This window comes from Streptomyces sp. NBC_01476 (assembly GCF_036227265.1).
Lineage (GTDB): Bacteria > Actinomycetota > Actinomycetes > Streptomycetales > Streptomycetaceae > Actinacidiphila.
The window spans coordinates 2776468-2802784 of record NZ_CP109446.1 but is presented as its reverse complement, the minus strand read 5'-3'; the positions used below and the strand labels follow the sequence as shown (position 1 = coordinate 2802784).

Below are 26317 nucleotides of genomic sequence, written 5' to 3'. Positions count from 1 at the left end.
GGAAGTGCCCTCCGCGCTGACGTTCGCACCCCCACTGCGGCTCGTCGCGAACTTCTATGATGGACCATCAAGATGCTTTCTGGGGAGGGGAGTTGTGGTGACTGGGCGCAAGGATGTCCCTACCGGGGTGGACCCGGCCAAGGCGAGTGTGGCGCGGATGTACGACGCCATGCTGGGCGGGGAGAACAACTTCGCCATCGACCGGGAAGCGGTGGCCGCCTTCACCGGCATCGACCCGCAGGTGCGGGCGCTGGCGCGGGCCAACCGCGCCTTCCTGGGCCGGGCGGTGCGGTTCCTGGTGGACGCCGGCGTACGGCAGTTCATCGACCTGGGGTCGGGCATCCCCACCCAGGGCAACGTCCACGAGGTGGCGCAGGCGATCGCCCCCGGCACGCGGGTGATCTACGTGGACAACGACCCGGTGGCCGTGGCGCACAGCGTGTCGCTGCTCGCCGACAACCCCGACGCGGACATCGTCAGCGCCGACATCCGCCGCCCCGCCGATGTCCTCGACTCCCCGCAGGTGCGCGGGCTCATCGACTTCGACCAGCCGGTCGCCCTTCTGATGATCACCATCCTGCACTTCATCACCGCGGACGAGGACCCGGCGGGGCTGGTGGCTGCCTACCGCGACGGCCTGCCCACCGGGAGCTGGCTGGCGCTCAGCCACGCCACCGACCAGGACCGGCCCGGGACCGCTGCCGCGGTGGGCCAGTTGTACCGTTCGAAGGCGACCTCGCCGGTCACCGCCCGCTCCTACGAGCAGATCTCCGGCCTCTTCACCGGTTACGAACTCGTCGACCCCGGACTGGTCTACGTGCCGCTCTGGCGCCCCGACAGCGAGGACGAAGTCCCGGACAAGCCGGAGGAGTTCTGGGTCTACGCCGGTGTCGGCCGCACGGACCGCGGGCTTCCGCCGGGCGTCTAGTTCTCGTACGACTCGACGGTCGGCGGGTGGCCGTTCCAGGTGCAGAAGAGGGAACTGGACGCGGTGCCGTCGGCCGAGGTGAAGGTGACGCGCAGCCAGCCGTCCTGCGTCCAGACCTGCATCTTCCAGTCGCCGGCGGGGGTGGCGGTGACCAGGGAGGCGGACGCCGGGCCGAGGTCCAGGACGACCCGGCCGCCGTTCAGGGTGTAGCTGTGCACGTTTCCGGTCGGGCCGGTCGCGGAGGGCGTGGGGTGCGGGGTGCCCGGCGGGGTCTTGGGCGGTACGGGGGGTGGGGGCGGGGTGGTGCTGCTCGTCCTCGGTGACGGCGGGGGTGTGGTGGCCGGGCGGTGGGCGTGCGTGGGGGACGGCGGGGGCGGCTGCGAGGTGGCGTCCGAGATCTCCGGCGGCGCGGTGGTCGCGATCGGCATCGCCCGCGGCAGGTCGTACGCCGTGCTCCGCAGCACGGAATGCACCCCGAACCACGCCAAGGTGACCGCGGCGGCGGTCGTCACCGCCCAGGCGACGGCGTGAAGCAGCCCTCTGTACACGCGGCACATCCTGCCACCGCCCCACCCACCCCGCCGACCACGAGCCCCCTCCGGGCGGACCGGAAGCCCCGGGAACCGCCCCCGCCCGGGCGGCGCCCGGCACAAGTGCCCGCGCCCGCCCGCGGGGTCGGTGCCGGCGGTCCTCCGGCGGCGCCCGGGGGCGGCGCCCGGGTGGGGCCGGGGTGGGAGGCCGCGGTCACTGGCGGAGCCGATATCACCGGTTCTTCGGCGGAGCCGTGGGCGGGCCCGGGTGGTGCCAGCGGGGCACCGGCGGAGCCGACACGCTAGGTTGCCGCGCATGGCAAGTGTGCTCGTCGTGGAGGATGACCAGTTCGTGCGGTCGGCGCTCATCCGGCATCTGACGGAGGCCTCGCACACGGTTCGCAGCGTCGGAACGGCGCTCGAGGCGCTGCGGGAAGTCGCGCAAGTGGGGTTCGACGTGGTGATCCTGGATCTGGGGCTGCCGGACCTGGACGGTTCCGAGGCGCTGAAGATGCTGCGCGGGCTGAGCGACGTGCCGGTGATCGTGGCGACCGCCCGGGACGACGAGACCGAGGTCGTACGGCTGCTGAACGCCGGCGCCGACGACTATCTCGTCAAACCGTTCTCCGTGGAGCACCTGTCCGCCCGGCTGGCCGCGGTGCTGCGCCGGGCGCAGGGGCGCGGCGGCACCGCGGGAACCGACGCGCTGATCCGGGTCGGCGGTCTGGAGATCGACGTACGACGCCGGCTCGCCGCCCTCGACGGTGCGCAACTCGACCTCACCCGGAGGGAGTTCGACCTGTTGGCGTTTCTCGCCGCACGGCCGGGCGAGGTGGTCGCACGGCGCGAACTGCTCGCCGAGGTGTGGCAGCAGTCCTACGGCGACGACCAGACGATCGACGTCCATCTCTCCTGGCTGCGAAGGAAGTTGGGTGAGACCGCGGCCCGCCCCCGCTACCTGCACACCCTGCGCGGGGTGGGCGTGAAACTGGAGCCGCCGGCATGAGATGGGCGCTGGTACGGGTCTGCCTCGCGGTCACCGCGATGGTCGTGATCGCTTTCGCGGTCCCGCTGGGCCTGGTCGTCAAGGAACTGGCCCGGGACCGGGCGCTGACCAACGCGGAGCGGCAGGCCGCGGCGATCGCCCCCGCGCTCGCCATCACCACCGACCGCGCCGAACTGGACCGGGCGATGGCCACCACGCAGGCGGGCGCCGAGGGCCGGATCGCGCTGCTCATCCCGGCGACCGCCGGATCACCCGCGGTCGACCTCGGCCGGCACCGGGTCACCGCGGACACCCTCGGCGGCGCCTCGGCGCACGGCGAGGCGGTCACCGTACGGGTCCCCGGCGGGCTCGACCTGATCCGCCCCACCGCGGTCAGTTCCGGCACGGTCGCGGTGGTCGAGGTCTACGTCCCCGACGGGGACCTCACCCGCGGGGTGGCCACCGCCTGGCTGATGCTCGCCGCGGTGGCGCTCGGCCTGATCATCACGTCGGTGGCCATCGCGGACCGCCTCGGATCCCGGATGATCCGGCCGGCCGTACGGCTCGCGGGTGCGGCGCACCGGCTGGGAGAGGGAGACCTCGCGGTGCGGGTGCCGGAGGAGGGCCCCGCCGAACTGCGGGCCGCCGCCGCGGCGTTCAACGCGATGGCCGACCAGGTCGTACAACTGATGGAGGCCGAGCGTGAGTTGGCGGCAGACCTGAGCCACCGGCTGCGGACGCCGCTGACGGTGCTGCGGCTGAACACCGCCTCGCTGGGCGACGGGCCCGCCGCCGACCAGACGCGGGCGGCGGTCTCCCAGCTGGAGGGTGAGGTCGACCAGATCATCCGTACCGCGCGCGAGCACCGTACGGCGGGGTCGGTCGGCTCGGTGGGGTGCGACGCGGCCGAGGTGATACGGGACCGGATGGCCTTCTGGTCGGCGCTCGCGGAGGACGAGGCGCGGGAGGTACGGACGGCCGGGGCGGACCGGCCGGTGCGGGTGCCGGTGGGGCGGGCGGAGCTGGCGGCGGCGCTCGACGCGATGCTGGGGAACGTGTTCCGGCACACGCCGGAGGGGACGGCTTTCGCGGTGGACGTGCACAGTTCGGAGGAGGCGGTGATCGTGCTGGTCTCCGACGCAGGGCCGGGGGTCGCCGACCCGGCGGCCGCGGTGCGGCGCGGGCACGGGGACGGGGGGCAGGGGTCGACCGGGCTCGGCCTCGACATCGTCCGCCGGGTGGCGGAGTCCACGGGGGGTGACGTCGCGATCGGGCGGAGCGTGCTGGGGGGTGCGGAAATCCGGGTGTGGCTGGCCCGTGATCCCCGGACGACGGTGCCGGGCCCTTCGGGGCATCGCCGGCCGCTCCGTCGCCGGCCGCGCTGACCGGCTTCCGGGCGTCCGCCCGCGACCTTCCGGACGTCGCCCTCAACCTCCCGGGTGTGCGGGCCCACCCGGGAGGAGGTACAGCGGTGGCGGGGTGCCGAGGGGGGCCATAGCTTCGGGGTGGGTGGCGGATAGGCCGTGACCTGCGACGTTCCGCCTCCGAAGGAAGACGAGTCCCGTCCATGAAGACAAGCCGTTGGGCCGCGGCGACCGGCGCCGCCCTGCTGACCGTACTCACCGCCGGCCCCGTACACGCGGCCACCGCCACCGCCACCGCCACCGCCACCGCGGCCCCGTACACCGTCACCGAAGGCCAGAGCATCCAGCAGGCCATCGACGCCGCCCAGCCGGGCGACACGATCCTGGTGGCGGCCGGCACCTACAAGGAGAACCTGCGGATCCGCACCGCGGGCCTGACGCTGCGCGGTGCGAACGCCCGGGACGTGATCATCGAACCCGCCACCACCAGCGCGACGGCCACTCCCGGCGCGGCCACCCCGAGCGGGACCACCCCGAGCGGGACCGCCGCGACCCCCGCCGCCGCGGCGACCACCCCGGCCACCGCCCCCGCCGCCGCCGACGGCATCTGCGCCGGCGCCGGCATCTGCGTGACCGGAACCACCGCAGCGCCCCTCACCGGCGTCACGGTGGCCGGCCTCACCGTCACCGGCTACCCCACCTACGGCATCGCCGCCAGCGACACCGACGGCCTGACCGTGCGCGGGGTGCACGCCGACCACAACGGGCAGTACGGCATCGGCCAGCAGAAGTCGGTCCGCGCCCGCTTCACCGCCAACGTCGCCACCGACAACGGCGAGGCCGGCCTCTTCGTGGCGAACACCGTCGACGAGGAGGGCGGCGCCCTCGACACCCAGGGCACCGCGCTCACCGCCAATGTGACCTCGGGCAACAAGGACGGCATCGTGCTGCGCCGGGTCCGCAACACCACCGTCCAGGCCAACACGGTCACCGGCAACTGCGCCGGAATGTTCCTGGTGGGCGACGAAGGCGTCCCCCAGGCGGGCGACCTCACCGTGCGGGGCAACGCCGTGATGTCCAACACCCGTTACTGCGCCGCCACCAGCCGGCTGCCCTTCGTGCAGGGCGCCGGCATCGTGCTGACCGGCATCGAGGACACGCTCCTGGAGCGGAACGTCGTCACCGGCAACACCGGTGACTCCACGATGTCCGGCGGCGTGGTCTTCTTCCACAGCTTCGTGAACGTCCCCAACACCGCGAACACCGTCCGGGACAACGTCCTGCTCGCCAACGGCCCGGCGGACGTCTCCGGCTGGGACGCGGGCACCGGCAACAGCGTCACCGGCAACACCTGCCGGGTCTCGCTGCCGGCCGGCCGCTGCTGAACCGGCCAGTGCTGAACCGGCCGGCCGCTGCTGAGCCGGGCGACCGTCCGGCACCGCGGCAGCACCAGTCCGACACCCCCCACCCACACCCCAGGAGAAAGGCGGCCCGATGACGACCGCGCCTCCCGCCAAACCGCAAGCCGACCCCCAAGCCGCAATGCGCCTGCGGGAGATCGTCTTCGGCGCAGCCCCCGCAGCCGCGGCCCGCGCCGCCGCCACCCTCGGCCTCGCCGACGCGCTGGACGACGATTCCCCCGCCACCGCTGAGCAGTTGGCCGAGCGGATCGGTGTCCAGGCCCGGCCACTGCGCCGGCTGCTGCTCACCCTGACCAGCCACGGCCTCTTCCAGGAGACCGCCGACGGCCGCTTCGCCCACACCGAGATGTCGAAGCTGCTGCGCGAGGACGCGCCCGGCAGCCTGCACCACATCACCTTGTGGTGCACCGAGCCGTGGACCTGGCAGGTCTGGCCGAAGCTGGCCGACGCGGTACGCACCGGCGACGGCGTCTTCCCGGAGGTCTTCGGCAAGACCTTCTTCGACTACCTGCACACCGAAGGCGGCGAGTCGGCCCGGGTCTTCGACCGGGCGATGACCTCCTCCAGCCGGCAGGCCGCCCAGGACCTCGCCGAGTACGTCGACCTCACCGGTGTGGCGAGCGTCGCGGACATCGGCGGCGGCCAGGGCTTCGTGCTGGCCGGGCTGCTGGAGCGTGACCCGGCGCTGCGCGGCGCGCTGCTCGACCTGCCCGCGGTCGTCGCCAACGCCGACCCCCGGCTGCGCGAGGGCGGCTCACTGGCCGGCCGGGTCCAGCTGCTGCCCGGCGACTGCCGCGAGGACATCCCGGTCCGGGCCGACCTCTACATCATCAAGAACATCCTGGAGTGGGACGACGCCAGCACCCGCGCGACGCTGCGCAACGTGGTGGCCGCGGCGGACCCCGGCGCCCGGGTGCTGGTGATCGAGAACCTGGTGGACGACAGCCCGTCGATGCGCTTCACCACCGCCATGGACCTGCTGCTGCTCCTCAACGTCGGCGGCGCCAAGCACTCCAAGGCGAGCATGACCGCCCTGATGACCGAGGCCGGTCTGGTCCTCGGCGACGTCCGCCCGGTCAACGGCTACCTGCACGCCTTCGAGGCCGTGGTCAAGAAGTAGCCCCGGAACAGCACGTCGCCCGTATCCCCGGCCGGCGGGGATACGGGCGACGTGCGTTGTCCGGCGGCGCGGTCGCGCGCGGGACGGGGGGACTAGCCGACCGGCGTCTGCTGCCAGCGGTAGAACTCCCGGGCCATCGCGTCCTTCGGACCACGCCATGTCTTCGGGTCGTACGCCTCGATGTACTCGGTCAGCGAGTCACTGATGGCGCGGAACTCGGGGTGGTCCTTCATCCGGGTGACCTCGGCGCCGGGCGGGCGCTCGGCCTCGATCAGATGCATGTAGAGGTCGCCGAACTGGAACAGGCTGCGGCCCGTCACGCCGATCAGACCGGGCAGTTCACCCTGGTCCGAGGCGGCGAAGGTGTCCGCGATGTGCTGCGCGGAACCGGGCTTCATCCGGGCGACGATGAGGGTGCGGTGCATGTGATCACACCCTGCCGGACGGGGAGCCGGCGGCGGCCGTGGCCGCGTGCGCCTCCACCTGGTCGCGGATCCGCTCCATCTGGATCACCGAGTTGCGGTTGATGTGCGCGGTCATGCCCTCGTCGTCGACCGGGGCGCTGGGCTTCATGGCGAAGTCCTGGAGCCACCGCATGGACGTACCGCCGGGCACCTCCTCGTACTCCCAGCGGATGTTCATGTACTCGAAGGGGCCGGTCTCGACCCGGCGGGCCTCGACGGTGAAGGTGTCGTGGTCCATGTCCCGCTCTGAGACCCAGCTCCAGACGGTGCCGTTCTCGTCGGGGTGCATGGTCAGGCGGAAGGTCACCGTGTCGCCGTCGCGCTGCAGGATCTCGACGGCGGCGTACTCGCTGAAGAGCTGCGGCCAGCGCTCCAGGTCGTTGGTGAGCTGCCAGGTGAGCTCGCGAGGGGCGGCGATCACGATGCGATTGTCGGTGCGTCCTGTCATGGTTTTCAGACTCCCGCGGTGAGTTGGGCGTTGACGTTCTCCAGGAAGGCGCGCGGCGTCTTGCAGGTCTCCGCGTCCTCGCCGATGGGCCGCTCGTAGCGCTTCTCCAGCTCGGCGACGATGCCGAGCAGGCCGAGGGAGTCCAGCTCGAACTCCTCGAAGGTCGCGTCCGGCCGTTCGGCCATCACCTGCGGGTCGACCGAGACGCCGGCGCGGCCCTTCATCAGGGCGGCGAGCTCCTCGTACGTGACGGGTGCGTTCAGCGTTGTCATCGTTGCCTCACTTTCAGCGGAGTGCTTCGGGGGAGCTGACGGGCTGGCGGCCCAGGGACTTCGTCGGCCCTGGGCCGCGGGGACGGGAAGGCTTCGGGGGCCGGTCCTGCGGGGAGGCCGGCCCGGCCCCGGTGGGGCTCAGCGCTGGTCACCGGTCACCCGGCGCAGCACCAGCGCCGAGTTCCCGCCCATCAGCCCGCGGCTGAGCACCAGCGCGGTGCGCAGCGGCGCGGTACGCGCCTCACCGGTGACGATGTCGAGGTCGTGGCGGACCTCGGCGACGTTCGGGGTCGGCGGCACCACCCCGTGTTCGAGGGCGAGCACCGCGGCGGCGGTGTCGAGTGCCCCGGAGGCGCAGTAGGCCCGGCCGAAGCCGGTCTTCGGCGCGGTGACCGGGACGGTCGCGGCCCGCGGGCCGAGCGCGTCGGCGATGGCCAGCGCCTCGGCCCGGTCGGCGGCCGGCACCCCGAGCGCGTCGGCGAAGACCACGTCGACCTCGTCGGGGGAGCAGTCCGCCTCCAGCAGCGCGCCCTCGATCGCCTTGGCCAGGCCCTCGCGGGAACGGTCCCAGCCGCCGGATCCGGTGAAGGTCGCCGCGTGCCCGGCCACCACCGCACGAGGCCGGGCCCCGCGCTGCCGGGCCGCCTCCTCGTCCTCCAGCACGAACATCGCGCCGCCCTCGGCCGGGGAGAAGCCGCAGGCGTCGGCGGTGAAGGGCAGGTACGCCTGCCGCGGCTGGTCCGACAGGCTCAGCTCGGGGTAACCGAGCTGGCAGACCACCGAGTACGGGGCAAGCGGTGCCTCGGTGGCGCCCACCACCATCGCGGCCGTACCGCGCCGGATGGAACGGCAGGCGTGCGCGAAGGCGTCAAGTCCGCCGGGTTCGTCGTCGGCGAGCACCCCGCAGGGGCCGCGGAAGCCGCCCCGGATGGAGATCTGGCCGGTGCTGGCCGCGTAGAACCAGGCGATCGACTGGTACGGGCCGACGAACGACGGCCCCTGGCCCCACAGTTGCTGGAGCTCACGCTGGCCGAAGGCGCCGCCGCCCGAGCCGGCCGCGGTCACCACGCCCACCGCGTACGGGTTCTCCGGGTCGGCGGCCAGCCGGGCGTCGCCCAGGGCGAGTTCGGCGGCGGCCATCGCGAAGTGGGTGAAGCGGTCGGTCTGGATGAGGAAGCGGTCCTCGACCAGGGCGGCCGGGTCGAAGCCGGCCACCTCGCCCGCCACCCGCAGCGGCAGGTCGGCGCAGCCCTCGCGGGTGACCCGGCCGAGCACCGGGGTGCCCTGCTGGACGGCTTTCCAGAAGGCATCGGTGCCGATGCCGTTGGGTGCCACCACGCCGAGTCCTGTCACCACGACGCGGCCGGAACTCCCTTGTCGGACTGGCCCGTTCATGCCGTGCTCCTCTCCGGGTGCGCGAGCACCACCGCGGACTGGAAACCGCCGAAGCCGCTGCCGACCGAGAGCACCGACCGCAGCCGGGCCTCCCGGGCGGTGCGCGGCACGTAGTCCAGGTCGCACTCCGGGTCCGGGGTGGTGTAGTTCGCGGTGGGCGGGATCACGTCGTTCGCCAGCGCCAGTGCGCAGGCGGCGAGTTCGATCGCCCCGATGGCGCCGAGCGAGTGCCCGACCATCGACTTGATCGAGCTCATCGGGACCGCGCGGGCGTGCTCGCCCAGCGACCGCTTGACGGCGGCGGTCTCGTGCCGGTCGTTCTGCTTGGTGCCCGAGCCGTGCGCGTTGACGTAGTCGATGCCGGTCGGATCGATCCGGGCGTCGGCCAGCGCGTGGTCGATGGCCCGGGACATCTCCAGGCCCTCGGTGGTCAGCCCGGTCATGTGGTACGCGTTGCCGAAGGTGGCGAAGCCGCGCAGCTCGCAGTGGATCCGGGCACCCCGGCGGCGGGCGTGCTCCCACTCCTCCAGCAGCAGGACGGCGCCGCCCTCTCCGAGGACGAAGCCGTCGCGTTCCGCGTCGAAGGGCCGGGAGGCGTGCTCCGGGTCGTCGTTACGGGTCGAGGTGGCCTTGATCGCGTCGAAGCAGGCCACCGTGATCGGGGAGATCGGCGAGTCCGCGGCGCCGGCCACGATGATGTCGGCCTTGCCCTCCTGGACCAGGTGGAAGGCGTGCCCGACCGCATCGAGACCGGAGGTGCAGCCGGTGGAGACGGTCTGCACCGGCCCCAGCGCGCCGAGATCCTCGGCCACTTCGGCGGCCAGCGCACTGGGCTGGAAGGCCCGGTGCAGATGCGCGCCCGCGGCCGTGGGGTCCACGTCCCACCGGCTGCCGCCGGCGCTGACCGCCACGTAGTCGCGCTCCAGCCGGGTGGTGCCGCCGACCGCCGAGCCGAGCGAGGTGCCGATCCGCCACGGGTCGACGCCGGTCAGGTCCAGGCCGCTGTCGGCGACCGCCTCGCGGGCCGCGGCCAGTGCGAACTGGATGTAGCGGTCGGCGTGTTCTGCCCGCTCCGGGCCCAGGCCCGCGGCCTGGGCGTCGAAGTCGCACTCGGCGGCGATCCGGGACCGGAAGCCCGCCGGGTCGAAGAGGGTGATGCCCCGGGTCGCGGTCCGGCCCGCGGTGAGCAGGTCCCAGAAGGCCCGCACGCCGGTGCCACCGGGCGCGACCACGCCCAGACCGGTGACCGCCACCCGCCGGTTCATGCGCGGGCCCCGGCCGGGTCGGGAGGCGCACCCGCGCCCGCCCCGACGGTGCCCGCGGTGGCCTTGCCGGCCGCCGTGCCCTCGGTGCCCTGTGCGCCCTGCTTGCCCTGGGTGCCCGCACCGGACTGCGGACCCTGCGTGGTCTCCGTGGTCTCCGTGTCCACGTGGCCGAGTTCGGGGCGCGGCGCCAGCGGGCCCAGGTGGAAGACCATCCGGGCCTCGGTGTCGCCGACGTTGCGGAACCGGTGCCGTACGTCCACCGGGATCAGCAGCCCCTGGTCGGGCCGCAGTTCGTGGCTGACCCCGTCGAGGTCGACCTCCAGACGGCCGCTGACGACGAACACGAACTCCTCGGAGTACGGGTGGTAGTGCTCGCCGATCCGGTCACCGGGCGCGATCAGCGCCAGCCCCATGAAACCGCTGGTCGACCCGACCGTCGCCGGGGTGAGCATGGCCCGCAGATCACCGCCCCTGCGGCGGTTGGGACTGGTGTCGTCGAGGTGGACGATGAGCGGTGTGCGATCGGTCATGACTGCTCCGTGGGGTGGGGGCGCACGGTGGCGCTGTACAAGGGGGCGGGGGAGCGGGCGGCGCCGGCCGCCGGGCTCAGCGCCGCGGGGACCTGGCCTTGCCGCCGTGGTCACCGGCGCCGTCCGAAGTGCGGTCGGTCACCGGGGTCATCGCCCGGCCGCCGCGGGCCACCGCGCCGGCGTCGGCGCCGGCCCGCACGTCCACCACCCGGACCAGCACGTCGCCGCGCTGGAAGACGGTGCTGGACACCAGCGGCTGCCCGGCCTCGGCCGCGGCCTCCGCGTCGAGGGCGGCGAGGCGGCGCGCCTCGGCCGGACCCTCGGCCGGGACCACCGTGTGGACGAAGGCGTGCCGGTCCAGGTCGCCGGCGGGCCCGGCCGCCGCGACGTGCTCGACGGCGGGCAGCGCGGCCCGGGCGAAGAAGGCCCGCGCCGAAGCGCCGTCGGTCAGGTCCCGGTGCTCTTCCAGGTACGGGTTGATCGCCTCTTCCACCGCCCTGACCTCGGGCTGGGCGGCGACGTGCCGCAGGGCGTTGCCGAGGTCGCCAGCCACCTCGACCGCGCGCACCACCCGGTTGCCGTGCAGGAAAAGGGAGGTCCGCAGCAGCCGGGTGGAGTCGTCCACCTGGGCCTGCGGCGACTGGTAGCCGGCCAGGATCTTCGCCACCTCGGGCTCGCTGCCGGGCTTCACCGTGAAGGTGATCGCGTGCCGGACCACGCCGCCGCTGCACAGCGGCGGGGCGGGCAGCGGGTCGAGCCCGGCGCCTGGATTGCGCGGCGCGGTACGGGCCTTGACCTCGCCGGCCGCCGGCGTCTCGGCGGCGATCACGAAGCGCAGCGAGGTGGTGTCCCGTACACAGCCGTGCAGCGGCTCGACCATCTTGATGTGCGCGGCGCTCTCCACCCACTCCAGGAAGGACTCGCTGTCCTCCCACTCGCTGGTGATCAGCCACTGCGAGGAGTTGCCGAGCGACTGGCAGAGCTGGTCGCTGATGTGCCCGGGAACGGCCGCGACCTGGTGCCGGATCTGCTCGTACGCCGCCAGGAAGGCATCCTGTCTGCCGTCGAGGACGTCCAGCAGCAGTACGACGCGCAGCCGGGTGATGGTGGGGTCGGCGGGGGCCGGCGAGGTCTGCCGGTCGTCCAGAGTCGTCACGGGGGGTCCTCTCGGGTACGGGGTCGGCCCTGCACCGGCGCTTGCCTCACGCATATGCGGAAGGGTTCGCTCGGCTAACGTAATGGTCACGTAAGGGCACGTATCGCGCACTGCGCGTGACGCGGGCGAGTGAAGACCCCGCCATCCGGCTCCCGGGGGCGGGCCGGCAGGGAAGAGAGAAACCATGACCCCCACTACCGACGAGCGTGTGCCCGTCCTGATCGCCGGCGGCTCCCTGGTGGGCCTGTCCGCTTCGCTGTTCCTGGGGCGCCTCGGCGTCGAGCACCTGCTCGTGGAGCGCCATTCCAGGACCTCCCACCACCCCCGCGGGCGCGGCAACAACGTCCGCACCATGGAACTTTTCCGCGGCGCCGGCGTGGAGCCGCAGATCCGCGGCGCCGCCTCCGTCCTGGCCGAGAACCACGGCATCCTGCAGGCCGACACCCTGACGGGCGCCGACCAGGAGTGGCTTTTCAAGCAGATCGACCCGGGCGGAAAGCTGGAGCGGATCAGCCCGTCGGGCTGGTGCCTGTGCAGCCAGAACGACCTCGAACCGGTGCTGCTGCGCAACGCCCGCTCGCTCACCGGCGACATCCGCTTCGGCACCGAGCTGATTTCCTGCGAGCAGGACGCCGACGGAGTGACAGCCGTCGTCCGCTCCCGGGAGACCGGCGAGGAGCGCACGGTCAGGGCCGGCTACCTGATCGCCGCCGACGGTCCGCGCAGCCCGGTCCGCGAGCGTCTCGGCATCGCCATGACCGGCCCGGGCGACCTCTTCCACAACGTGAGCATCACCTTCCGCGCCAAGCGGCTCGCCGACGCGGTCGGCGACCGGCGGTTCATCGTCTGCTACCTGACCAACCCGCGGAGCCCCGGCGCTCTGCTGCCGGTGGACAACGAGCAGGACTGGGTCTTCCACGCCCCGTGGCGCCCGGACGACGGCGAGACCCTGGAGGACTTCACCGACGACCGCTGCACCGAACTGATCCGTACCGCCACCGGAGTGCCGGACCTGGAGGTCGACATCACCGGAAAGGCACCGTGGCACGCCGCCGAGCGGGTGGCCGAGCGGTACGGCAGGGGCCGCATCCTGCTGGCCGGCGACGCGGCCCACGAGATGTCGCCGACCGGCGCCTTCGGCTCCAACACCGGTATCCAGGACGCCCACAACCTCGCCTGGAAGCTCGCCGCGGTGCTGGCCGGCTGGGCCGGGTCCGGGCTGCTGGAAAGCTACGACGCCGAGCGGCGCCCGGTCGCGCTGGCCACCGCCGCCCGCGCCTCGGACCGCTCGGCCGAACACCGCCACCCGGGGTACGACGTCGGCCCGGCCGGCGGCCCGAAGCCCGGGATGATGGCGATGGTGCTCGGCTACCGCTATCCGGCCGGCGCGGTCGAAGGGGCCCAGGACGAGGTCATCCCGGAGGAGTTCACCCCGGTGGCCGCACCTGGCGGGCGGGCTCCTCACCTGTGGGTGCAGCGCGGCGGCGAACGGCTCTCCACCCTCGACCTCTACGAGCGCCACCCCGTCCTGCTCAGCGGCCCGGCGGGTGACGCCTGGCGGACCGCGGGCCGGCTGCTCGCCGAACGCACCGGCATCCCGCTGGAGTGCTACGGCATCGGGCAGGAACTGCGTCCCGAGGACGAAGCGGCCTTCGGCCGGCTGCACGCGGTGGGCGACGACGGAGCGGTGCTGGTCCGGCCGGACGGATTCGTGGCGTGGCGCTCGACGGGCGCCGACCCCGACCCCGAGGGCACGCTCGGCGGGGTGCTGGAGCGGGTGCTGAGCCGCGGCTGAGCCGCGAGGGGTTCAACTCGGGCGCCCCGAGAGCGAGTTGCCGGGCCGTACGTGATCCGCGTACGGCCCGGTGCCGTGCCGGGACCCGGTTCAGCGGGTGACCCGGTAGCGGCCGGCCATCCCGCGCATCATGTGGCCCGGCACATGGCAGTGGTAGATCCAGTCACCCGGGTTGTCCTCCAGATACTCCACGGTCAGCGTCGTGGCAGGACCGATCACCTGGGAGTCCACCCACCCGTCGGCGGTGCGCCAGCGGTGCCCGTGGAGGTGGAAGACGTGGAAGGAGTTGCCGAGCGTGCCGACCCGCCAGCGCACCCGGTCGCCGGGCCGGGCGGTGAAGGTCGCCGCGTTGTCGACGAAGGCGCCGCCGTTGCACAGCGAGACATCCTGGGCGAGCGAGGGCGCGTCGGCGGCGGACACATCGTGGAAGAAGAGCACGAACTCCCGGTCGACCGGCGGGGTTTGCTCACCGGTGACGGCGATCATCCCGAACAGGCCGAGCTCCGCGCCGATTTCCATCACCGGGCCGCCACCGCCCCCGTGCCCGCCCGCACTTGCACTCATGCCCGCTGCCGCCCCCGTGCCCGCCTGCGCGACGCTCTGCGGCGCCGCGTGGTCGTGGTACGGCCAACTGCCCACCGAGCCGGGCGTGCAGGTCCAGGTGTAGGTGTACGTACCGCCGAACGGCACTGCGGTGCCCGGGCGTTGGGGGTCGTCGGCCATCCAGCCGCCGTCGCTGTCCTGGTCGTAGCGGACACCGTGCGGGTGCATGCTGTGCGGCCACTTGTAGTGGGTGTCGTTGTTCTTGAAGTGCACCTTGATGACGTCGCCGACCTTGCCGCGCAGCACCGGACCGGGGATACCGCTGTTCGCCCCGACGCCGTCCGGTCCCTCATCCGCGGCCAACGGGCGGCCCCAGTCACGGGTGTAGGCGCGGAAGCCGATCGCCTGATACGTCGTCTGGTCGGCGGTGAAGTGCATGCCGGTCATGCCGTCGTAGCCGTTCGGGGCCACGTTGTGGGCGAAGGAGTCGGCCTGCACCCAGTACTCGCGGGTCCGCCCGGTGGGCCGGAAGCGGTCCTGGACGAACGGGTCGGCGTCCCCGGCCCCGCTGGTCGTGGTGGCCGCGGCGGCGGGCCCGGCGCCCGGCAGGGTCAGCGCGGCCAGCGCGCCGCCGCCGGTCATCGCGCGCAGCAGGGTCCGGCGGCCGGTGGGGGTGGCATCAGGGAATTCCGAAGACATGACGTCCTCTCAGTCGTGGCGGCGCACTGCGTGTGATCACCACTGTGGGCGCATTCGTGAAGGCTGTGCCGCCGGTCCGGTCCGAGCGGGTGACGGACAGTCGGGCCGCTTGCCGGGGCGGCGAGTTGGCCTGTCCGGGGGTCTCCGGCCACCCGAAGGGCGCAACCCGTGCCCCTGGCGGCCCTCTCCGGTGGCACGAGTGCCAGGAGTCACGCACGGTGAGCACGTCGCCACTGCGCTTCTCAGGGCCGGCCTCCTGCCGACCGGTGCACGTAGCGACGGAAGGAATCGTCCCCATGCGTACTGCTCGCTCCCTCCTGGCCGGCGCCGCCCTCACCGCCTGCCTCGCCTTCGCCGCCCCGGCCGCGCACGCCACCGGCGCTGTGAACGCCTACGACCCGAGCGGGTCCTCGTCCTCCTCGTCCTCCTCGCAGTCCTCCGGCTCCGGCAGCACCTCGCACGAGGGCGGCGACTGGCAGAAGGGCGACAAGCCGAGCACCTCGGGTTCCTCGAGCTCCTCGGAGGCGGGCGAGAGCGGCGAGTGGAAGAAGCCGCACGGCGGCATGCACACCGGCGGCGGCGGCCTCGCCGTCGGCGGCGGCAGCGGCCTGGCGGCCGGCTCGGTGCTCCTGCTCGGCGGCCTCGGCGCCGGCGCGTGGGTGCTGCGCCGCCGCGGCAACTCCACGGGCGCGACCGCCGCGGTCTGACCGATCTGACGCGGGTCGCCCGCGGTGCCCCTGACACACCGCGTGCGACCCGAGGGCCCGACGGGCCCGCCCTGCGGAACCCGCCTCCGGCGTCCGGCCCCCACCCCGGGCTCTGCCGGGAGCGGGCCGCCGCAGGTCACGGCGTGGCCACCGTTCTCCGGCGGTGGCCACGCCGCTCCGGCTCCGGCCGGCCCGCACCACCGCGGCACCCCTCCGGACCTGCTGCGAACCCGCTACTGAACCCGGTACTGAACCCGCTCCTGAATCCGCTTCTGCACCGTCCCCACCCCGCTTCTGCAGTGTCCCGACCCCGCACCACCACGAACCCGGCCGGCCGTGCCGGGCAGACGAAAGGCAGCGCCACCCATGCCCGAGCAGTCCGCACCGCGTCCACCCGTACGTGATCCCCGGACGCGGGTGCTGCGGTGGGCCGCCGCCTCGGTCCTGGTCGGCGGCTTCCTGATGTACAACTCGGTGACGCACGCGGACGGCCAGGCACCGGTGAGCGCCGGGGTGTCCGCCGCCGCTCCGGCGCCCGGGTCCAGCGGACCGCTGCCCAGTACCGCCCCGCCCGTCGTCTCCCCGGCGATGGACCGGTCGGAGCCCACCAGGCTGTCCATCCCGTCCATCGGCGTCAACGCCCCCTTCACCAAGCTGGCCCTCGGCTCGGACGGCCGGCTGGAGGCACCGCCGGTGAACAACGTCAACCTCGTCGGCTGGTACGCCGACGGCCCGACCCCCGGTGAACGCGGGAACTCCATCGTCGCGGGGCACGTGGACACCAAGACCGGCCCCGCCGTCTTCCTCCTGCTCTCGCTGCTCAAGCCCGGTGGCGGCGTGGACGTCAGCCGCGCGGACGGCAGCGTCGCGCACTTCACCATCGACTCGGTGGAGACCTTCGCCAAGAACGACTTCCCGGACCAGCGGGTCTACGGCGACACCCCCGACGCCCAGCTGCGGATCATCACCTGCGGCGGCACCTTCGACCACCAGAAGCAGGACTACAAGGACAACGTGGTGGTCTTCGCCCATCTGGACAACGCGAAGAAGAGCTGACCCGGGCCGGCGCCCAGCACCCCGCGGAGGCCGGGAAACCCCCGCGGGGCCCGGCTCCATTAAGCCCTTCCTTTCGCTCCCTTAAGCCCGCCATAAGAAGCTGCCCCACTGCCCCCGACCGGGCATTTGTCCGTTCGGCGGGGGCTAGCGTCGTGCCGCGGATCAACCCCGCAGACCCCGAGTACGAGGCAGGCACACCCCTATGGCAACAACCCATCGGCGCCGTCCCAGCCGCAAGGTGCAACTCATCGGCGGTGTCACCGTCGTCGCCGCGACCATCGCCGGCGGCTTCGTCCTCGCCGGGTCCGCGAGTGCCGCGACGGTCGGTGCCGCGTACTCCAAGACCAGTGACTGGTCGACCGGCTACACCGGGCAGTACGACATCAGCAACTCCAACTCCACCGCGCTGAACGGCTGGACGCTGACGTTCGACCTGCCGTCCGGCACCACCATCAGCTCGCTGTGGAACGGCGACTTCACCGTCTCCGGGCAGACCGTGACCGTCACCCCGGCCGGCTGGGACCGCACCATCGCCCCCGGCGGCACCGCGCAGATCGGCTTTGTCACCCACGCCTCCTCGAAGGCCGCGGACCCGGTGAACTGCCTGATCAACAACGTGAAGTGCTCGGTCTCCGACGGGCCGACGCCCACCCCCACCGGCCACCCGACGGCGACCGCGACGCCCACGCCCACCCGGACGCCGACGCAGCAGCCCACCCAGCCCCCGACTCAGCCGCCGACCCAGCAGCCGACGCGACCGCCGACCCAGCCCCCCACCCAGACGCCCACCCCGACCCCCACCGGGGGCAGCGGCGCCACGGCCTCCGGCGGCTTCGCGCCGTACGTCGACACCTCGCTCTACCCCGCCTACAACCTCACCGGTGCGATGAGCGCCAACGGGGTGAAGCAGTTCAACCTCGCCTTCGTCATCTCCGGCGGGGGCTGCACCCCCAAGTGGGGCGGCGTCTCCGACCTCAACAGCGACGCGGTGGCCGCGCAGATCGGCGCGGTCCGGGCGGCCGGCGGCGATGTGCGGGTCTCCTTCGGCGGTGCCAACGGTACGGAACTGGCCGCGGCCTGCTCCTCGTCCGCCGACCTGGCGAGCGCGTACGGCAAGGTGATCGACCAGTACAAACTGACCAAGGTGGACTTCGACGTCGAGGGCGGCGCCCTGCCGGACGCCGCCGCCAATACCCGCCGCGCCCAGGCCATCGCCCAGCTCCAGCGCAGCCACAGCGGACTCCAGGTCTCGTACACCCTGCCGGCGATGCCCACTGGCCTCACCCAGGACGGCATCAATCTGCTCTCCAACGCCAAGAGCAACGGCGTGGACGTGACCGCGGTCAACATCATGGCGATGGACTACGGGTCCTCGTTCAGCGGTGACATGGGCCAGTACGCGATCGACGGCGCCACCGCGACCCAGGCCCAGGTCAAGGGCGTGCTCGGGCTCTCCGACGCGGCGGCCTGGAGCAAGATCGCGGTCACCCCGATGATCGGCCTCAATGACGTCAGCACCGAGACGTTCACCGTCGCCGACGCCACCCAGCTGGTGGACTTCGCCAGGACCAAGCACCTGGCCTGGCTGTCGATGTGGTCCGCGACCCGGGACAAGAGCTGCGCGGGCGGCGCGCAGAGCTGGGCCGACGCCTCGTGCAGTTCGATCGTCCAGAGCGCCGGCGCGTTCTCCCAGGCGTTCGCCGCCTACACCAGCTGACACCCGGCTGACACCCGGCTGACACCCGGCCGGCACCGGGCGGCACCAGTCGGCACCCGGCCGGCACCCGGCCGGCACCTCCCAACAGACCACTGCGGAAGGACCGTTCCTCTCTCCCCCCCACGGGAGAGGAGCGCGGAGCGGTACGGCAGCACCCTCGGACTGCCGTACCGCTCCTTTTTCCGTCCCTTCAGGACTTCCCGTCCTCCTGCGGGAGATCCGGAAGGACGTTCTCGCGGGCCACCGACGCGTACCAGTGGGCGCTGCGCTTCGGAATCCGCCGCTGCGTGGAGAAGTCCACGTAGACCGCGCCGAAGCGCTTGCTGTAGCCGTAGGACCACTCGAAGTTGTCCATCAGCGACCACAGGAAGTAGCCCCGGACGTCGGCGCCTTCGGTCAGCGCGCGGTGCACCGCCGACAGGTGCCCCTGCAGATAGGCGATGCGCTGCGGGTCGTTGACCGCGCCCTCGGGCGAGACGTAGTCGTCGTAGGCGGCGCCGTTCTCGGTGACCATCATCGGCAGGTCCGGGTGTTCCCGCTTGACCCGCATCAGCAGGTCGTACAGACCGGTGGCGTCCACCGCCCAGCGCATCGCGGTGGTCTCACCGGGCGACAGGTGGAAGGCCACGTGCTCGGAGCCCGGCCACGGGGAGTAGTCGCTGGCGCCGTGGCCGTCGTTACGGGTCAGCTCGGCGCCGTCGCCCTGCTCACGGCCGTCGGAAACCAGCGTCGGCGTGTAGTAGTTGATGCCCAGCAGGTCGATGGGCCGGGAGATCTCCGCCAGGTCCCCGTCCCGGACCAGCCCCTCCCAGTCCACCAGGTGCCCGGTGTCCGCGAGCAGGTCGGCCGGGTACTCACCGGACAGGATCGGTCCGAGGAAGACCCGGTTGCCGACCGCGTCGATCCGGCGGGCCGCGTCCAGGTCGGCCGGCGAGGTGGAAACCGCCCTGACCTGGTGCAGGTTGAGGGTGATCGAGGTCTGCGCGGTGGCGGGCAGCACCGAACGCAGCACGCCGATCGCCTTGCCGTGCGCCAGGTTGAGGTGGTGCGCGGCCTTGAGCGCCGACTCCGGCTCGGTCCGGCCGGGCGCGTGCACCCCCGAGCCGTAGCCGAGGAACGCCGAGCACCAGGGCTCGTTGAGGGTGGTGAAGTACGGCACCCGGTCGCCCAGCGCGCCGGCCACGATGCCCGCGTACTCGGCGAACCGCTCGGTGGTGTCCCGTACCGTCCAGCCGCCGACGTCCTCCAATTCCTGCGGCAGGTCCCAGTGGTAGAGGGTGGCCACCGGGGTGATGCCGCGCGCCAGCAGCTCGTCGACGAGCTGCCGGTAGAAGTCCAGGCCGCGCTGGACGGCGGGACCGCGCCCGGTCGGCTGCACCCGGGACCAGGAGACCGAGAAGCGGTACGCGCCCAGGTTCAGGTCGGACATCAGCGCGACGTCGTCGCGGAAGAGGTGATAGTGGTCGGCCGCGATGTCACCGGTGTCGCCGTTGAGCACCCGGCCGGGGGTGTGGCTGAAGGTGTCCCAGATCGAGGGGGTGCGGCCGTCCTCGGCCGCGGCGCCCTCGATCTGGTAAGCGGCGGTGGCCGCCCCCCAGACGAAGCCAGGGGGAAAACGGAGCGAGCCCGGGCTCGTGGAGAGTTCCGTGCTCTCGGAACGGACAGCTGTCATGACGGGGGACTCCAGGGGAATCAGGGGGTCGTCGGGGGAAGAGGGCGCGGGCACCGGTGGCTCAGCTCTTGACGGCGCCCGCGGTGATGCCGCCGACGATCTGCTTGCCGAGCACGGCGAAGACCAGCAGCAGCGGCAGCGTCGCCACCAGGGCGCCGGTGACGACCACCGCGTGGTCGATGGTGTGGTCGCCGGAGCCGAGCCCGGCCAGCGCCACCTGCACCGTCGGGTTCTGCTGGTTGAGGGCGATGAAGGGCCAGAAGAAGTCGTTCCAGGACTGCACGAAGACCAGCATCCCGAGCACCGCCATGGCCGGCCGGGCGATCGGGAACACCACGTGCCAGATGATCCGCAGCGAGTGCGCCCCGTCCACCCGGGCCGCCTCGACCAGCTCCACCGGCAGCGCCTCGGCGAGGAACTGCCGCATGAAGAAGACGCCGAAGGCCGCCACCAGCGACGGCAGGATCACCGACTGGATGTGGCCGACCCAGCCCACGTTGGTGATGATCTGGTAGAGCGGGATCACGGTGAGCTGCGGCGGGATGGTCATGGTCGCCACCACGATCGTCAGCAGCGCATTGCGGCCGCGGAACTCCAGCTTGGCGAAGGCGAATCCGGCCAGCGTGGCGAACAGGACCGTACTGAAGGCCACACAGCCCGCCACGATCGTGGAGTTGATCAGGGCCGTGGTCATGTCGACCTGGTCCCAGACGATCTTCAGGTTGTCGATCAGATGGCTGCCGGGCAGCAGCGGCGTCGGCGGGGTGACGATGTCGGTGTCGGTGTGCGAGGCCGCCACCACCGTCCAGTACAGCGGGAAGAGCGAGACCAGCGCGGCGAGGATCAAGAACCCGTACGCGACCGGGCCGCCGTTCTGCTGCTTGCCCGCGCCCCCGGCCCGCAGCCGGAAACGGCGCGGCTTCTCGGCGGTGGCGGCGGACCGGCTCTGACCGGACGGCCGTACCGGCTGGGTGAGTTGTGCCATCGGTCAGCCTCCCAGCTTCCGGCGGTTGTTCGTCCGCAGCACGAAGAGCTGGACCGCGCCGATGAGCAGCAGGATCAGCAGCATCACCCAGGCCACCGCGGACGCCTGGCCGAGCTCGCCGACCTGCCAGCCCTTGTCGTACATGTAGAGGCTCAGCGTCTGGTACTGGTGGGCCGAGCCGCCCGAACTGCTGTTGCCGCCGTAGATCAGCGGCTCACCGAAGAGCTGGGTGGCGCCGATGGTCGAGACGATGATGGTGAAGAAGATCGTCGGCCGGATCGACGGGATCGTCACGCTGATGAACTGCCGCCAGCGCGAGGCACCGTCGAGCGCCGCCGCCTCGTACAGATCGGCCGGCACCGCCTGCATGGCGGCCAGGTAGATCAGTGCGTTGTAGCCGGTCCAGCGCCAGGTCACGATCGACGAAATGGCGATCTGCGCGGGCCACTTGGAGGACGACCACTCCACCGGGTCGATACCGACGTGCCCGAGGAACTGGTTGATCATCCCGTAGTCGGGGTTGAAGAGCTGGACGAACACCAGCGAGGCCGCCGCGATCGAGGTGGCGTACGGCGCGAGGACCGCCACCCGGAAGAAACCGCGGGCCCGCAGCTTGTAGTTGAGCAGGTGGGCCAGGCCCAGCGCCATCATCAGCTGCGGCACGGTGGAGATCAGGCCCAGCGTGAAGGTGTTGCGCAGCGCGGTCCAGAAGAACTGGTTGTCCCACAGGTCGGTGTAGTTCTGGAAGCCGACCCAGTGGGCGCTGGTACCGAGCTGCACCCGGTTGAGGGAGAGCCAGCCGGTGTAGATCAGCGGGAAGAGCCCGAAGGCGGCGAAGCAGAGGAAGAAAGGGGCGATGTACGCGTACGGCGACGCTTTGGTGTCCAGCCGGAACAGCTTGGTGCGCCAGCCGGCTGGGGCGCGGCCGTCGGACGCCGCCCTGACGGAGGTGGCCACGGGGGCGTCCTTCCGGTAGGGGAGCGGGCGAGGGTGGTGGTGCCGTGCTCGTCACGGGCCGCCCGGCAGGTGGCCAAGGCTCTGCCGGGCGGCCCGTACCGCTGGTCGGTATTACTCGCCGACCTTGTCCTTGACCTGGGCCTGGACGTTCGACCAGGCCTTGTCCTTCGAGGTCCCGCGCTGTTCCATGTCGAGCAGCCCGTTCTGGGTGATGGTGTCCTTCACCAGGCTGTCGTTCGGGCCGATCGGGGCCGGCTTGATGTCATTGGCGGTGGCGGTGAAGATCTTGCCGACCGGGGTGCCGGGGAAGTAGTCGTTGGTGGTGTTCAGCACCGCCGGGTCGCTCAGCGCGGCCTTGTTCGACGGGATGTTGCCGAACTTCTGGAAGACCTTGACCTCCTGGGGAGCGGCGGTCAGCCACTGGGCCAGCGCGGTGGCCTCGGCCACGTGCTTGCCGGACTTGGGCACCGCCAGGAAGGAACCGCCCCAGTTGCCGGCCTGCGGCGGCTGGGCGATGTCCCACTTGCCCTTGTTCGCCGGACCGGAGTTGTCCGCGACCTGACCGATCATCCAGCTCGGGCAGGCGAGGGTGGCGAACTTGTTGGTCTTGAAGGCGGCGCTCCAGGTGTTGTTCGCGTCGAACTGCTGGAGCTTCGCGGTCAGCCCCTCCTGCACCGCCTGGGCGGACAGGTTCCAGGCCGTCTGCACACCGGTGCTGGTGTCGTAGATGAGCTTGCCGCTGTCATCGGTGTACTGCTGGGTCTGGCTGGCCAGTACCGCGTTGAACAGGCCGCTCGCCGAGTCGGTGAAGGCCACTCCGGCGGGCGCCTTCGCCTTGAACTGCTTGCCGACGTCGACGAACTTGCTCCAGTCGCCCGCCCACAGCGCCGCGACCTTGTCCCGGTCGGTGGGCAGTCCGGCCTGCTGGAAGAGGTCCTTGCGGTAGCAGATCGCGGTCGGGCCGACGTCGGTGCCGACGCCGATGATCTTGCCGTCGGTGGTGGTGGCTTCCTTCTCCTTGTAGTCCAGCCAGTCACCGGCGTTGAAGCCCTTGACGGTCTTGAAGTCCACGAACTTCGAGGCGTACTGCGGCTGGGTGGCGTTGGCGACGAAGCCGATCTCGATCGCCTGGATGTCGTCGAGACCGCTGTTCTGGGTGAGGTGCAGCTTGAGGGAGTTCCAGTACGCCCCGCTGTCCGAGACGTTGTCCTCGACGATGGTGATGTTCGGGTGCAGCGCGTGGTATTCGGAGAAGAGCTTGGCGCCGGTCTTGTCGTCGTAGCCGAACGAGCCGAAGTCGCCGATGTGCAGCGTGATCTTCTCGTTCGCGGAGGACTTGCCGCCGTCTCCGCTGCCGGAGTCCTTGCTGTCGCTGCTGCAGCCGGTGATCAGGGTCGCGCAGGCTGCGAGACCCGCGACCGCGATGACGGCGGCCTTGCGGGTTCTGCCGGAAGTGCGCATTCCACTCTCCTTGTCAGGGTGGGTCTGGCGTGCGGGTGGTACGGAAGTCCCCCGCGAGTCCCCGGAAGGGGGGCTCGGACGGGCGAAGCGAGAGGGTTTGGGTGGGAACCGTGTGGGAGCGCTCCCATTAGGCTTTCCGGAACATTCACGCCTGAGAGGCCCCAGTGTCAAGACGTGAAGTCGAATTCGTTGCCGGAACGTGTCCGCGGCGGAGTGGATGTTACTTCTTGAACGGATGCGGCCGGTCACCGCGGGGCCGCGGGTCCGCCGCCGAGCGGCGCGGCGACCAGGGGCTTGTATCGTGGGAGCGCTCTCAAGCGCCCGCGGACGGGCCAGGACCGAGCGCTATGGTGGCGCGACAGGAAGCCAGCAGGAGGCGGAAGTGGCCATGAACGGGCGGCACAGCGGACGGCCCACCCTGGAAGAGGTGGCCGTCCGTGCCGGAGTGGGACGCGGTACGGTCTCCCGGGTGATCAACGGCTCGCCGCGGGTCAGCGACCGGGCGAAGGCCGCGGTCGAGGCCGCCGTCGCGGAGCTGGGATACGTGCCCAACCGGGCGGCCCGCGCGCTGGCCGGCAACCGGACCGACGCCATCGCCCTGGTCATCCCCGAGCCGGAGACCCGGCTCTTCGCCGAGCCCTACTTCTCCGACATCATCCGCGGTATCGGCGCCGAACTCGCCGACACCGACATGCAGTTGCTGCTCACCTTGATCCGTACGCCCAAGGAGCGCTCCCGCTTCGCCCAGTACCTCACCGCCCACCGGGTGGACGGCGTGCTGCTGGTCTCGGTGCACGAGGACGACCCGCTGCCCGACCTGCTGGAGGAGCTGGAGATGCCGGCGGTCCTCAACGGCCGCCGCAGCGACCTGGAATCGGTCTCCTACGTCGACGCGGACAACGTCGGCGGCGCGCGGGCGGCGGTCGCCCACCTGATCGCCCGCGGGCGCCGCCGGGTCGCCACCATCACCGGGCCGCACGACATGTATGTCGCCCGCTCGCGCCTGGACGGCTACCACCAGGCGGTGGCGGAGGCCGGGATCGCGCCCACCGAGGCGCTGGTGGCCGGCGGCGACTTCACCGAGGAGGGCGGGCGCCGGGCGATGCGCGAACTCCTGGCCCGTACCCCGGACATCGACGGTGTCTTCGCCGCTTCCGACCTCATGGCGGCGGGCGCCCGGGCGGTGCTGCGGGAACTCGGCCGCCGGGTGCCGGACGACGTCGCGCTGGTCGGCTTCGAGGACTCCGCCATCGCCCGCCACATGGACCCGGCCCTGACCTCGGTGCGCCAGCCGACCGAGGAGATGGGCCGCACGATGGCCCGGGTCCTGCTGGAGGAGATCGCCGAACGGGCGTCGGTACGGCGTCATGTGGTGCTGGCCACCGAGCTGGTCCAGCGGGACTCGGTGTAGCTTCACCCGGCGGTCGGGCTTCACCCGGCGGCCCCGCTTCTCCCGGCGGCCCGGCCCGGCTGTCCGGCGGCCCGGCTTCACCCGGCGGCCGGTTCTCCCGGCCGCCGGGTGCCGGTTCGCGCCGGCCTTACGCCAACTGCGTGTAGAAGAGCGCCGGGTCGGCGGACAGGGACGCCTTCACATGGGCGCTCCATTCGTCGGCGACCACTTCCAGCTGCCCCTTCTCGACGCCGTCGAGCGCCGCTCGCACGACATCCGCGGGGTCCTCCTTCGCGCCCTCGTAGCCCGCCGCCATGTCGGTGTCCGCGGCCCCCAGGTGCAGCCCCGTCACCAGGGTTTTCTGGCCCGCGAGTTCGAGACGGACGCCGTTGGTCAGACTCCACTCGGCCGCCTTGGCCGCCCCGTAGGCGTTGGTCCCGTCGAAGGAGAACCAGGAGAGCGCCGAGAGGACGTTGAGGATCGCCCCGCCGCCGGCCAGCACGGGCGCGAAGGCGCGGACCATGTGCAGGGTGCCGTAGAAATGCGTCTCCATTTCGCGGCGGATGCTCTCCAGGTCACCGGTGAGCAGATTCGTGTCGGTGGAGATGCCGGCGTTGTTCACCAGCAAGGTCACGTCCGGCGCGGCTTCGGCAGCCGCGGCCACCGAAGCCGGGTCGGTGATGTCGAGGCGCAGCACCTCCACGCCCGGCAGATCGACGAGCTCCGGGCGGCGGGCCGTCGCGTACACCTTCGCCGCGCCCCTCTCCCGCAGCTGCTGCGCGAAGTGACGTCCGAGGCCGCGGTTGGCGCCGGTGACCAGAGCGGTGGAACCGGAAATTCTCATGGTGAGCTCCTGGGCAAAAGGGGAGGAAGTGCTCGTCCGCCGTACAGGGACTACGCTAAAACCTGACGTTGACGTCAAAGGCAAGTGCGGTGTTCCGTGCCCTACGCTCCGCGGCGAGGATCTGTGCCCCGCGTTCCGTGCCCCACGAGGAGGACCCGATGCGCATCGGCGAACTCGCCACCAAGACCGGCGTGAGCACCCGCGCCCTGCGCTACTACGAGGAGCAGCGGCTGCTGACGTCCGAGCGCAGCCCCAGCGGGCAGCGCACGTACCCGGAGGCCGCGGTCGTCCGGGTCGGGCTGATCCAGCAGCTCTACTCCGCGGGGCTGGCCAGCAAGTCGATCCTCCAGCTCATGCCGTGCGTCGTGACCGGCGAGGCGTCACCGGAACTGCTCGTGCGGCTGGCCGCCGAGCGGGAACGCATCGAGGGCCAGATCCGCGACCTGATCGCCACCCGGGACCGGCTCGACGAGGTCATCACCAGCGCCACCGCGAGCGTGGCGAAGCCCTGCGACCCGATGTAGCACCATCCCGGCAGACCCGCCCCCGCCGACCCGGCCGGGGAGACCTCGGGCGCCGGACGCCCACTGCGGTCCGGCGCCCGGGTTAAGGT

The 26317-nt window shown here is 72.1% G+C and carries 25 protein-coding genes; 11 read left to right on the top strand and 14 right to left on the bottom strand.

The window, feature by feature from the left end; translation table 11 throughout:
* Positions 1-97 precede the first annotated feature (97 nt).
* Positions 98-928 carry an SAM-dependent methyltransferase gene (locus OG552_RS12505; protein WP_329132256.1) on the top strand — a complete coding sequence of 277 codons (831 nt, stop codon included), beginning with the start codon at positions 98-100 and terminating at the stop codon, positions 926-928.
* Here the strand turns inward: OG552_RS12505 and OG552_RS12500 are convergent.
* Positions 925-1485, bottom strand: a complete 561-nt coding sequence (locus OG552_RS12500; protein WP_329132254.1) for a hypothetical protein — start codon at positions 1483-1485, stop codon at positions 925-927. The two genes, OG552_RS12505 and OG552_RS12500, sit on opposite strands and share 4 nt — an antisense overlap.
* A gap of 289 nt (positions 1486-1774) precedes the next feature.
* On the opposite strand from OG552_RS12500, the gene OG552_RS12495 reads away from it, so the two are divergent.
* The 4 genes from OG552_RS12495 to OG552_RS12480 all read left to right on the top strand — a co-directional run bounded on the left by OG552_RS12495 (position 1775) and on the right by OG552_RS12480 (position 6348).
* Positions 1775-2464, top strand: coding sequence for a response regulator transcription factor (locus OG552_RS12495; protein ID WP_329132252.1), 690 nt, complete (start codon positions 1775-1777; stop codon positions 2462-2464).
* On the top strand, positions 2461-3828 hold the full coding sequence (locus OG552_RS12490; RefSeq protein ID WP_329132250.1) for a sensor histidine kinase: 1368 nt from the start codon (positions 2461-2463) through the stop codon (positions 3826-3828). The genes OG552_RS12495 and OG552_RS12490 overlap by 4 nt, the downstream gene beginning before the upstream one ends.
* 182 nt (positions 3829-4010) lie before the next feature.
* Positions 4011-5192, top strand: coding sequence for a right-handed parallel beta-helix repeat-containing protein (locus OG552_RS12485; RefSeq protein WP_329132248.1), 1182 nt, complete (start codon positions 4011-4013; stop codon positions 5190-5192).
* Positions 5193-5301: 109 nt separating this feature from the next.
* Entirely contained in the window at positions 5302-6348 is a 1047-nt protein-coding gene (locus tag OG552_RS12480; RefSeq protein WP_329132246.1) for a methyltransferase, read from the top strand.
* 92 nt (positions 6349-6440) lie between these two features.
* On the opposite strand, the gene OG552_RS12475 is transcribed toward OG552_RS12480, so the two are convergent.
* The 7 genes from OG552_RS12475 to OG552_RS12445 all read right to left on the bottom strand — a co-directional run bounded on the left by OG552_RS12475 (position 6441) and on the right by OG552_RS12445 (position 11878).
* A complete protein-coding gene (locus OG552_RS12475; protein WP_329132244.1) occupies positions 6441-6773 on the bottom strand; it encodes a TcmI family type II polyketide cyclase in 333 nt (110 codons plus the stop codon).
* Between the two features lie 4 nt (positions 6774-6777).
* The gene (locus OG552_RS12470) at positions 6778-7260 is read right to left on the bottom strand and encodes an SRPBCC family protein (protein WP_329132242.1); all 483 of its coding nucleotides are present in this window, start codon (positions 7258-7260) and stop codon (positions 6778-6780) included.
* Between the two features lie 5 nt (positions 7261-7265).
* Complete coding sequence (locus OG552_RS12465) at positions 7266-7532, bottom strand: acyl carrier protein (protein ID WP_443070916.1); 267 nt, start codon at positions 7530-7532, stop codon at positions 7266-7268.
* 138 nt (positions 7533-7670) lie between these two features.
* Entirely contained in the window at positions 7671-8927 is a 1257-nt protein-coding gene (locus tag OG552_RS12460) for a beta-ketoacyl synthase N-terminal-like domain-containing protein (protein WP_329132240.1), read from the bottom strand.
* Positions 8924-10192, bottom strand: coding sequence for a beta-ketoacyl-[acyl-carrier-protein] synthase family protein (locus tag OG552_RS12455; protein ID WP_329132238.1), 1269 nt, complete (start codon positions 10190-10192; stop codon positions 8924-8926). Before OG552_RS12455 ends, OG552_RS12460 begins: the two co-directional genes overlap by 4 nt.
* The gene (locus tag OG552_RS12450) at positions 10189-10722 is read right to left on the bottom strand and encodes a cupin domain-containing protein (RefSeq protein WP_329132237.1); all 534 of its coding nucleotides are present in this window, start codon (positions 10720-10722) and stop codon (positions 10189-10191) included. The genes OG552_RS12455 and OG552_RS12450 overlap by 4 nt, the downstream gene beginning before the upstream one ends.
* A gap of 76 nt (positions 10723-10798) precedes the next feature.
* Positions 10799-11878 (bottom strand): SchA/CurD-like domain-containing protein, encoded by a 1080-nt coding sequence (locus OG552_RS12445; RefSeq protein ID WP_329132235.1) that lies wholly within the window; start codon positions 11876-11878, stop codon positions 10799-10801.
* A gap of 184 nt (positions 11879-12062) precedes the next feature.
* Between OG552_RS12445 and OG552_RS12440 the strand changes: the two genes are divergently transcribed.
* On the top strand, positions 12063-13673 hold the full coding sequence (locus OG552_RS12440; RefSeq protein WP_329132234.1) for an FAD-dependent oxidoreductase: 1611 nt from the start codon (positions 12063-12065) through the stop codon (positions 13671-13673).
* Positions 13674-13763: 90 nt separating this feature from the next.
* Here the strand turns inward: OG552_RS12440 and OG552_RS12435 are convergent, their stop codons facing one another.
* Positions 13764-14915, bottom strand: coding sequence for a multicopper oxidase domain-containing protein (locus OG552_RS12435; RefSeq protein WP_329132232.1), 1152 nt, complete (start codon positions 14913-14915; stop codon positions 13764-13766).
* A gap of 296 nt (positions 14916-15211) precedes the next feature.
* Between OG552_RS12435 and OG552_RS12430 the strand changes: the two genes are divergently transcribed.
* The 3 genes from OG552_RS12430 (at position 15212) to OG552_RS12420 (ending at position 18395) form a co-directional block, all read left to right on the top strand.
* Positions 15212-15622, top strand: coding sequence for a hypothetical protein (locus tag OG552_RS12430; protein ID WP_329132230.1), 411 nt, complete (start codon positions 15212-15214; stop codon positions 15620-15622).
* A gap of 366 nt (positions 15623-15988) precedes the next feature.
* A complete protein-coding gene (locus OG552_RS12425) occupies positions 15989-16678 on the top strand; it encodes a class F sortase (RefSeq protein ID WP_329132228.1) in 690 nt (229 codons plus the stop codon).
* Between the two features lie 202 nt (positions 16679-16880).
* Positions 16881-18395: a cellulose binding domain-containing protein gene (locus OG552_RS12420; protein ID WP_329132226.1), complete on the top strand. Its 1515-nt coding sequence runs from the start codon at positions 16881-16883 to the stop codon at positions 18393-18395.
* A gap of 190 nt (positions 18396-18585) precedes the next feature.
* On the opposite strand, the gene OG552_RS12415 is transcribed toward OG552_RS12420, so the two are convergent.
* The 4 genes from OG552_RS12415 to OG552_RS12400 form a co-directional block, all read right to left on the bottom strand.
* Positions 18586-20067, bottom strand: coding sequence for a glycoside hydrolase family 1 protein (locus tag OG552_RS12415; protein ID WP_329132224.1), 1482 nt, complete (start codon positions 20065-20067; stop codon positions 18586-18588).
* 61 nt (positions 20068-20128) lie between these two features.
* Positions 20129-21052, bottom strand: a complete 924-nt coding sequence (locus tag OG552_RS12410; protein ID WP_329132222.1) for a carbohydrate ABC transporter permease — start codon at positions 21050-21052, stop codon at positions 20129-20131.
* Between the two features lie 3 nt (positions 21053-21055).
* The gene (locus tag OG552_RS12405) at positions 21056-22009 is read right to left on the bottom strand and encodes a carbohydrate ABC transporter permease (RefSeq protein ID WP_329132220.1); all 954 of its coding nucleotides are present in this window, start codon (positions 22007-22009) and stop codon (positions 21056-21058) included.
* 111 nt (positions 22010-22120) lie between these two features.
* Positions 22121-23470, bottom strand: coding sequence for an ABC transporter substrate-binding protein (locus OG552_RS12400; protein WP_329132218.1), 1350 nt, complete (start codon positions 23468-23470; stop codon positions 22121-22123).
* A gap of 388 nt (positions 23471-23858) precedes the next feature.
* On the opposite strand from OG552_RS12400, the gene OG552_RS12395 reads away from it, so the two are divergent.
* Positions 23859-24881, top strand: a complete 1023-nt coding sequence (locus tag OG552_RS12395) for a LacI family DNA-binding transcriptional regulator (RefSeq protein ID WP_329140761.1) — start codon at positions 23859-23861, stop codon at positions 24879-24881.
* Between the two features lie 127 nt (positions 24882-25008).
* Here OG552_RS12395 and OG552_RS12390 read toward each other — a convergent pair whose 3' ends face one another.
* A complete protein-coding gene (locus OG552_RS12390) occupies positions 25009-25704 on the bottom strand; it encodes an SDR family oxidoreductase (RefSeq protein WP_329132217.1) in 696 nt (231 codons plus the stop codon).
* A 158-nt stretch (positions 25705-25862) separates the two neighbouring features.
* On the opposite strand from OG552_RS12390, the gene OG552_RS12385 reads away from it, so the two are divergent.
* Positions 25863-26228: a MerR family transcriptional regulator gene (locus OG552_RS12385; RefSeq protein ID WP_329132215.1), complete on the top strand. Its 366-nt coding sequence runs from the start codon at positions 25863-25865 to the stop codon at positions 26226-26228.
* The last annotated feature ends 89 nt before the right edge of the window (positions 26229-26317 follow it).

What these genes read in the sequence shown, in the direction of transcription:
- OG552_RS12500 (WP_329132254.1), bottom strand. Translation starts at nt 1,485, where the DNA reads ATGTGCCGCGTGTACAGAGGGCTGCTTCACGCCGTCGCCTGGGCGGTG.
- OG552_RS12495 (WP_329132252.1), top strand. Translation starts at nt 1,775, where the DNA reads ATGGCAAGTGTGCTCGTCGTGGAGGATGACCAGTTCGTGCGGTCGGCG.
- OG552_RS12490 (WP_329132250.1), top strand. Translation starts at nt 2,461, where the DNA reads ATGAGATGGGCGCTGGTACGGGTCTGCCTCGCGGTCACCGCGATGGTC.
- OG552_RS12485 (WP_329132248.1), top strand. Translation starts at nt 4,011, where the DNA reads ATGAAGACAAGCCGTTGGGCCGCGGCGACCGGCGCCGCCCTGCTGACC.
- OG552_RS12480 (WP_329132246.1), top strand. Translation starts at nt 5,302, where the DNA reads ATGACGACCGCGCCTCCCGCCAAACCGCAAGCCGACCCCCAAGCCGCA.
- OG552_RS12475 (WP_329132244.1), bottom strand. Translation starts at nt 6,773, where the DNA reads ATGCACCGCACCCTCATCGTCGCCCGGATGAAGCCCGGTTCCGCGCAG.
- OG552_RS12470 (WP_329132242.1), bottom strand. Translation starts at nt 7,260, where the DNA reads ATGACAGGACGCACCGACAATCGCATCGTGATCGCCGCCCCTCGCGAG.
- OG552_RS12465 (WP_443070916.1), bottom strand. Translation starts at nt 7,532, where the DNA reads ATGACAACGCTGAACGCACCCGTCACGTACGAGGAGCTCGCCGCCCTG.
- OG552_RS12460 (WP_329132240.1), bottom strand. Translation starts at nt 8,927, where the DNA reads ATGAACGGGCCAGTCCGACAAGGGAGTTCCGGCCGCGTCGTGGTGACA.
- OG552_RS12455 (WP_329132238.1), bottom strand. Translation starts at nt 10,192, where the DNA reads ATGAACCGGCGGGTGGCGGTCACCGGTCTGGGCGTGGTCGCGCCCGGT.
- OG552_RS12450 (WP_329132237.1), bottom strand. Translation starts at nt 10,722, where the DNA reads ATGACCGATCGCACACCGCTCATCGTCCACCTCGACGACACCAGTCCC.
- OG552_RS12440 (WP_329132234.1), top strand. Translation starts at nt 12,063, where the DNA reads ATGACCCCCACTACCGACGAGCGTGTGCCCGTCCTGATCGCCGGCGGC.
- OG552_RS12435 (WP_329132232.1), bottom strand. Translation starts at nt 14,915, where the DNA reads ATGTCTTCGGAATTCCCTGATGCCACCCCCACCGGCCGCCGGACCCTG.
- OG552_RS12430 (WP_329132230.1), top strand. Translation starts at nt 15,212, where the DNA reads ATGCGTACTGCTCGCTCCCTCCTGGCCGGCGCCGCCCTCACCGCCTGC.
- OG552_RS12425 (WP_329132228.1), top strand. Translation starts at nt 15,989, where the DNA reads ATGCCCGAGCAGTCCGCACCGCGTCCACCCGTACGTGATCCCCGGACG.
- OG552_RS12420 (WP_329132226.1), top strand. Translation starts at nt 16,881, where the DNA reads ATGGCAACAACCCATCGGCGCCGTCCCAGCCGCAAGGTGCAACTCATC.
- OG552_RS12415 (WP_329132224.1), bottom strand. Translation starts at nt 20,067, where the DNA reads ATGACAGCTGTCCGTTCCGAGAGCACGGAACTCTCCACGAGCCCGGGC.
- OG552_RS12410 (WP_329132222.1), bottom strand. Translation starts at nt 21,052, where the DNA reads ATGGCACAACTCACCCAGCCGGTACGGCCGTCCGGTCAGAGCCGGTCC.
- OG552_RS12400 (WP_329132218.1), bottom strand. Translation starts at nt 23,470, where the DNA reads ATGCGCACTTCCGGCAGAACCCGCAAGGCCGCCGTCATCGCGGTCGCG.
- OG552_RS12395 (WP_329140761.1), top strand. Translation starts at nt 23,859, where the DNA reads ATGAACGGGCGGCACAGCGGACGGCCCACCCTGGAAGAGGTGGCCGTC.
- OG552_RS12390 (WP_329132217.1), bottom strand. Translation starts at nt 25,704, where the DNA reads ATGAGAATTTCCGGTTCCACCGCTCTGGTCACCGGCGCCAACCGCGGC.
- OG552_RS12385 (WP_329132215.1), top strand. Translation starts at nt 25,863, where the DNA reads ATGCGCATCGGCGAACTCGCCACCAAGACCGGCGTGAGCACCCGCGCC.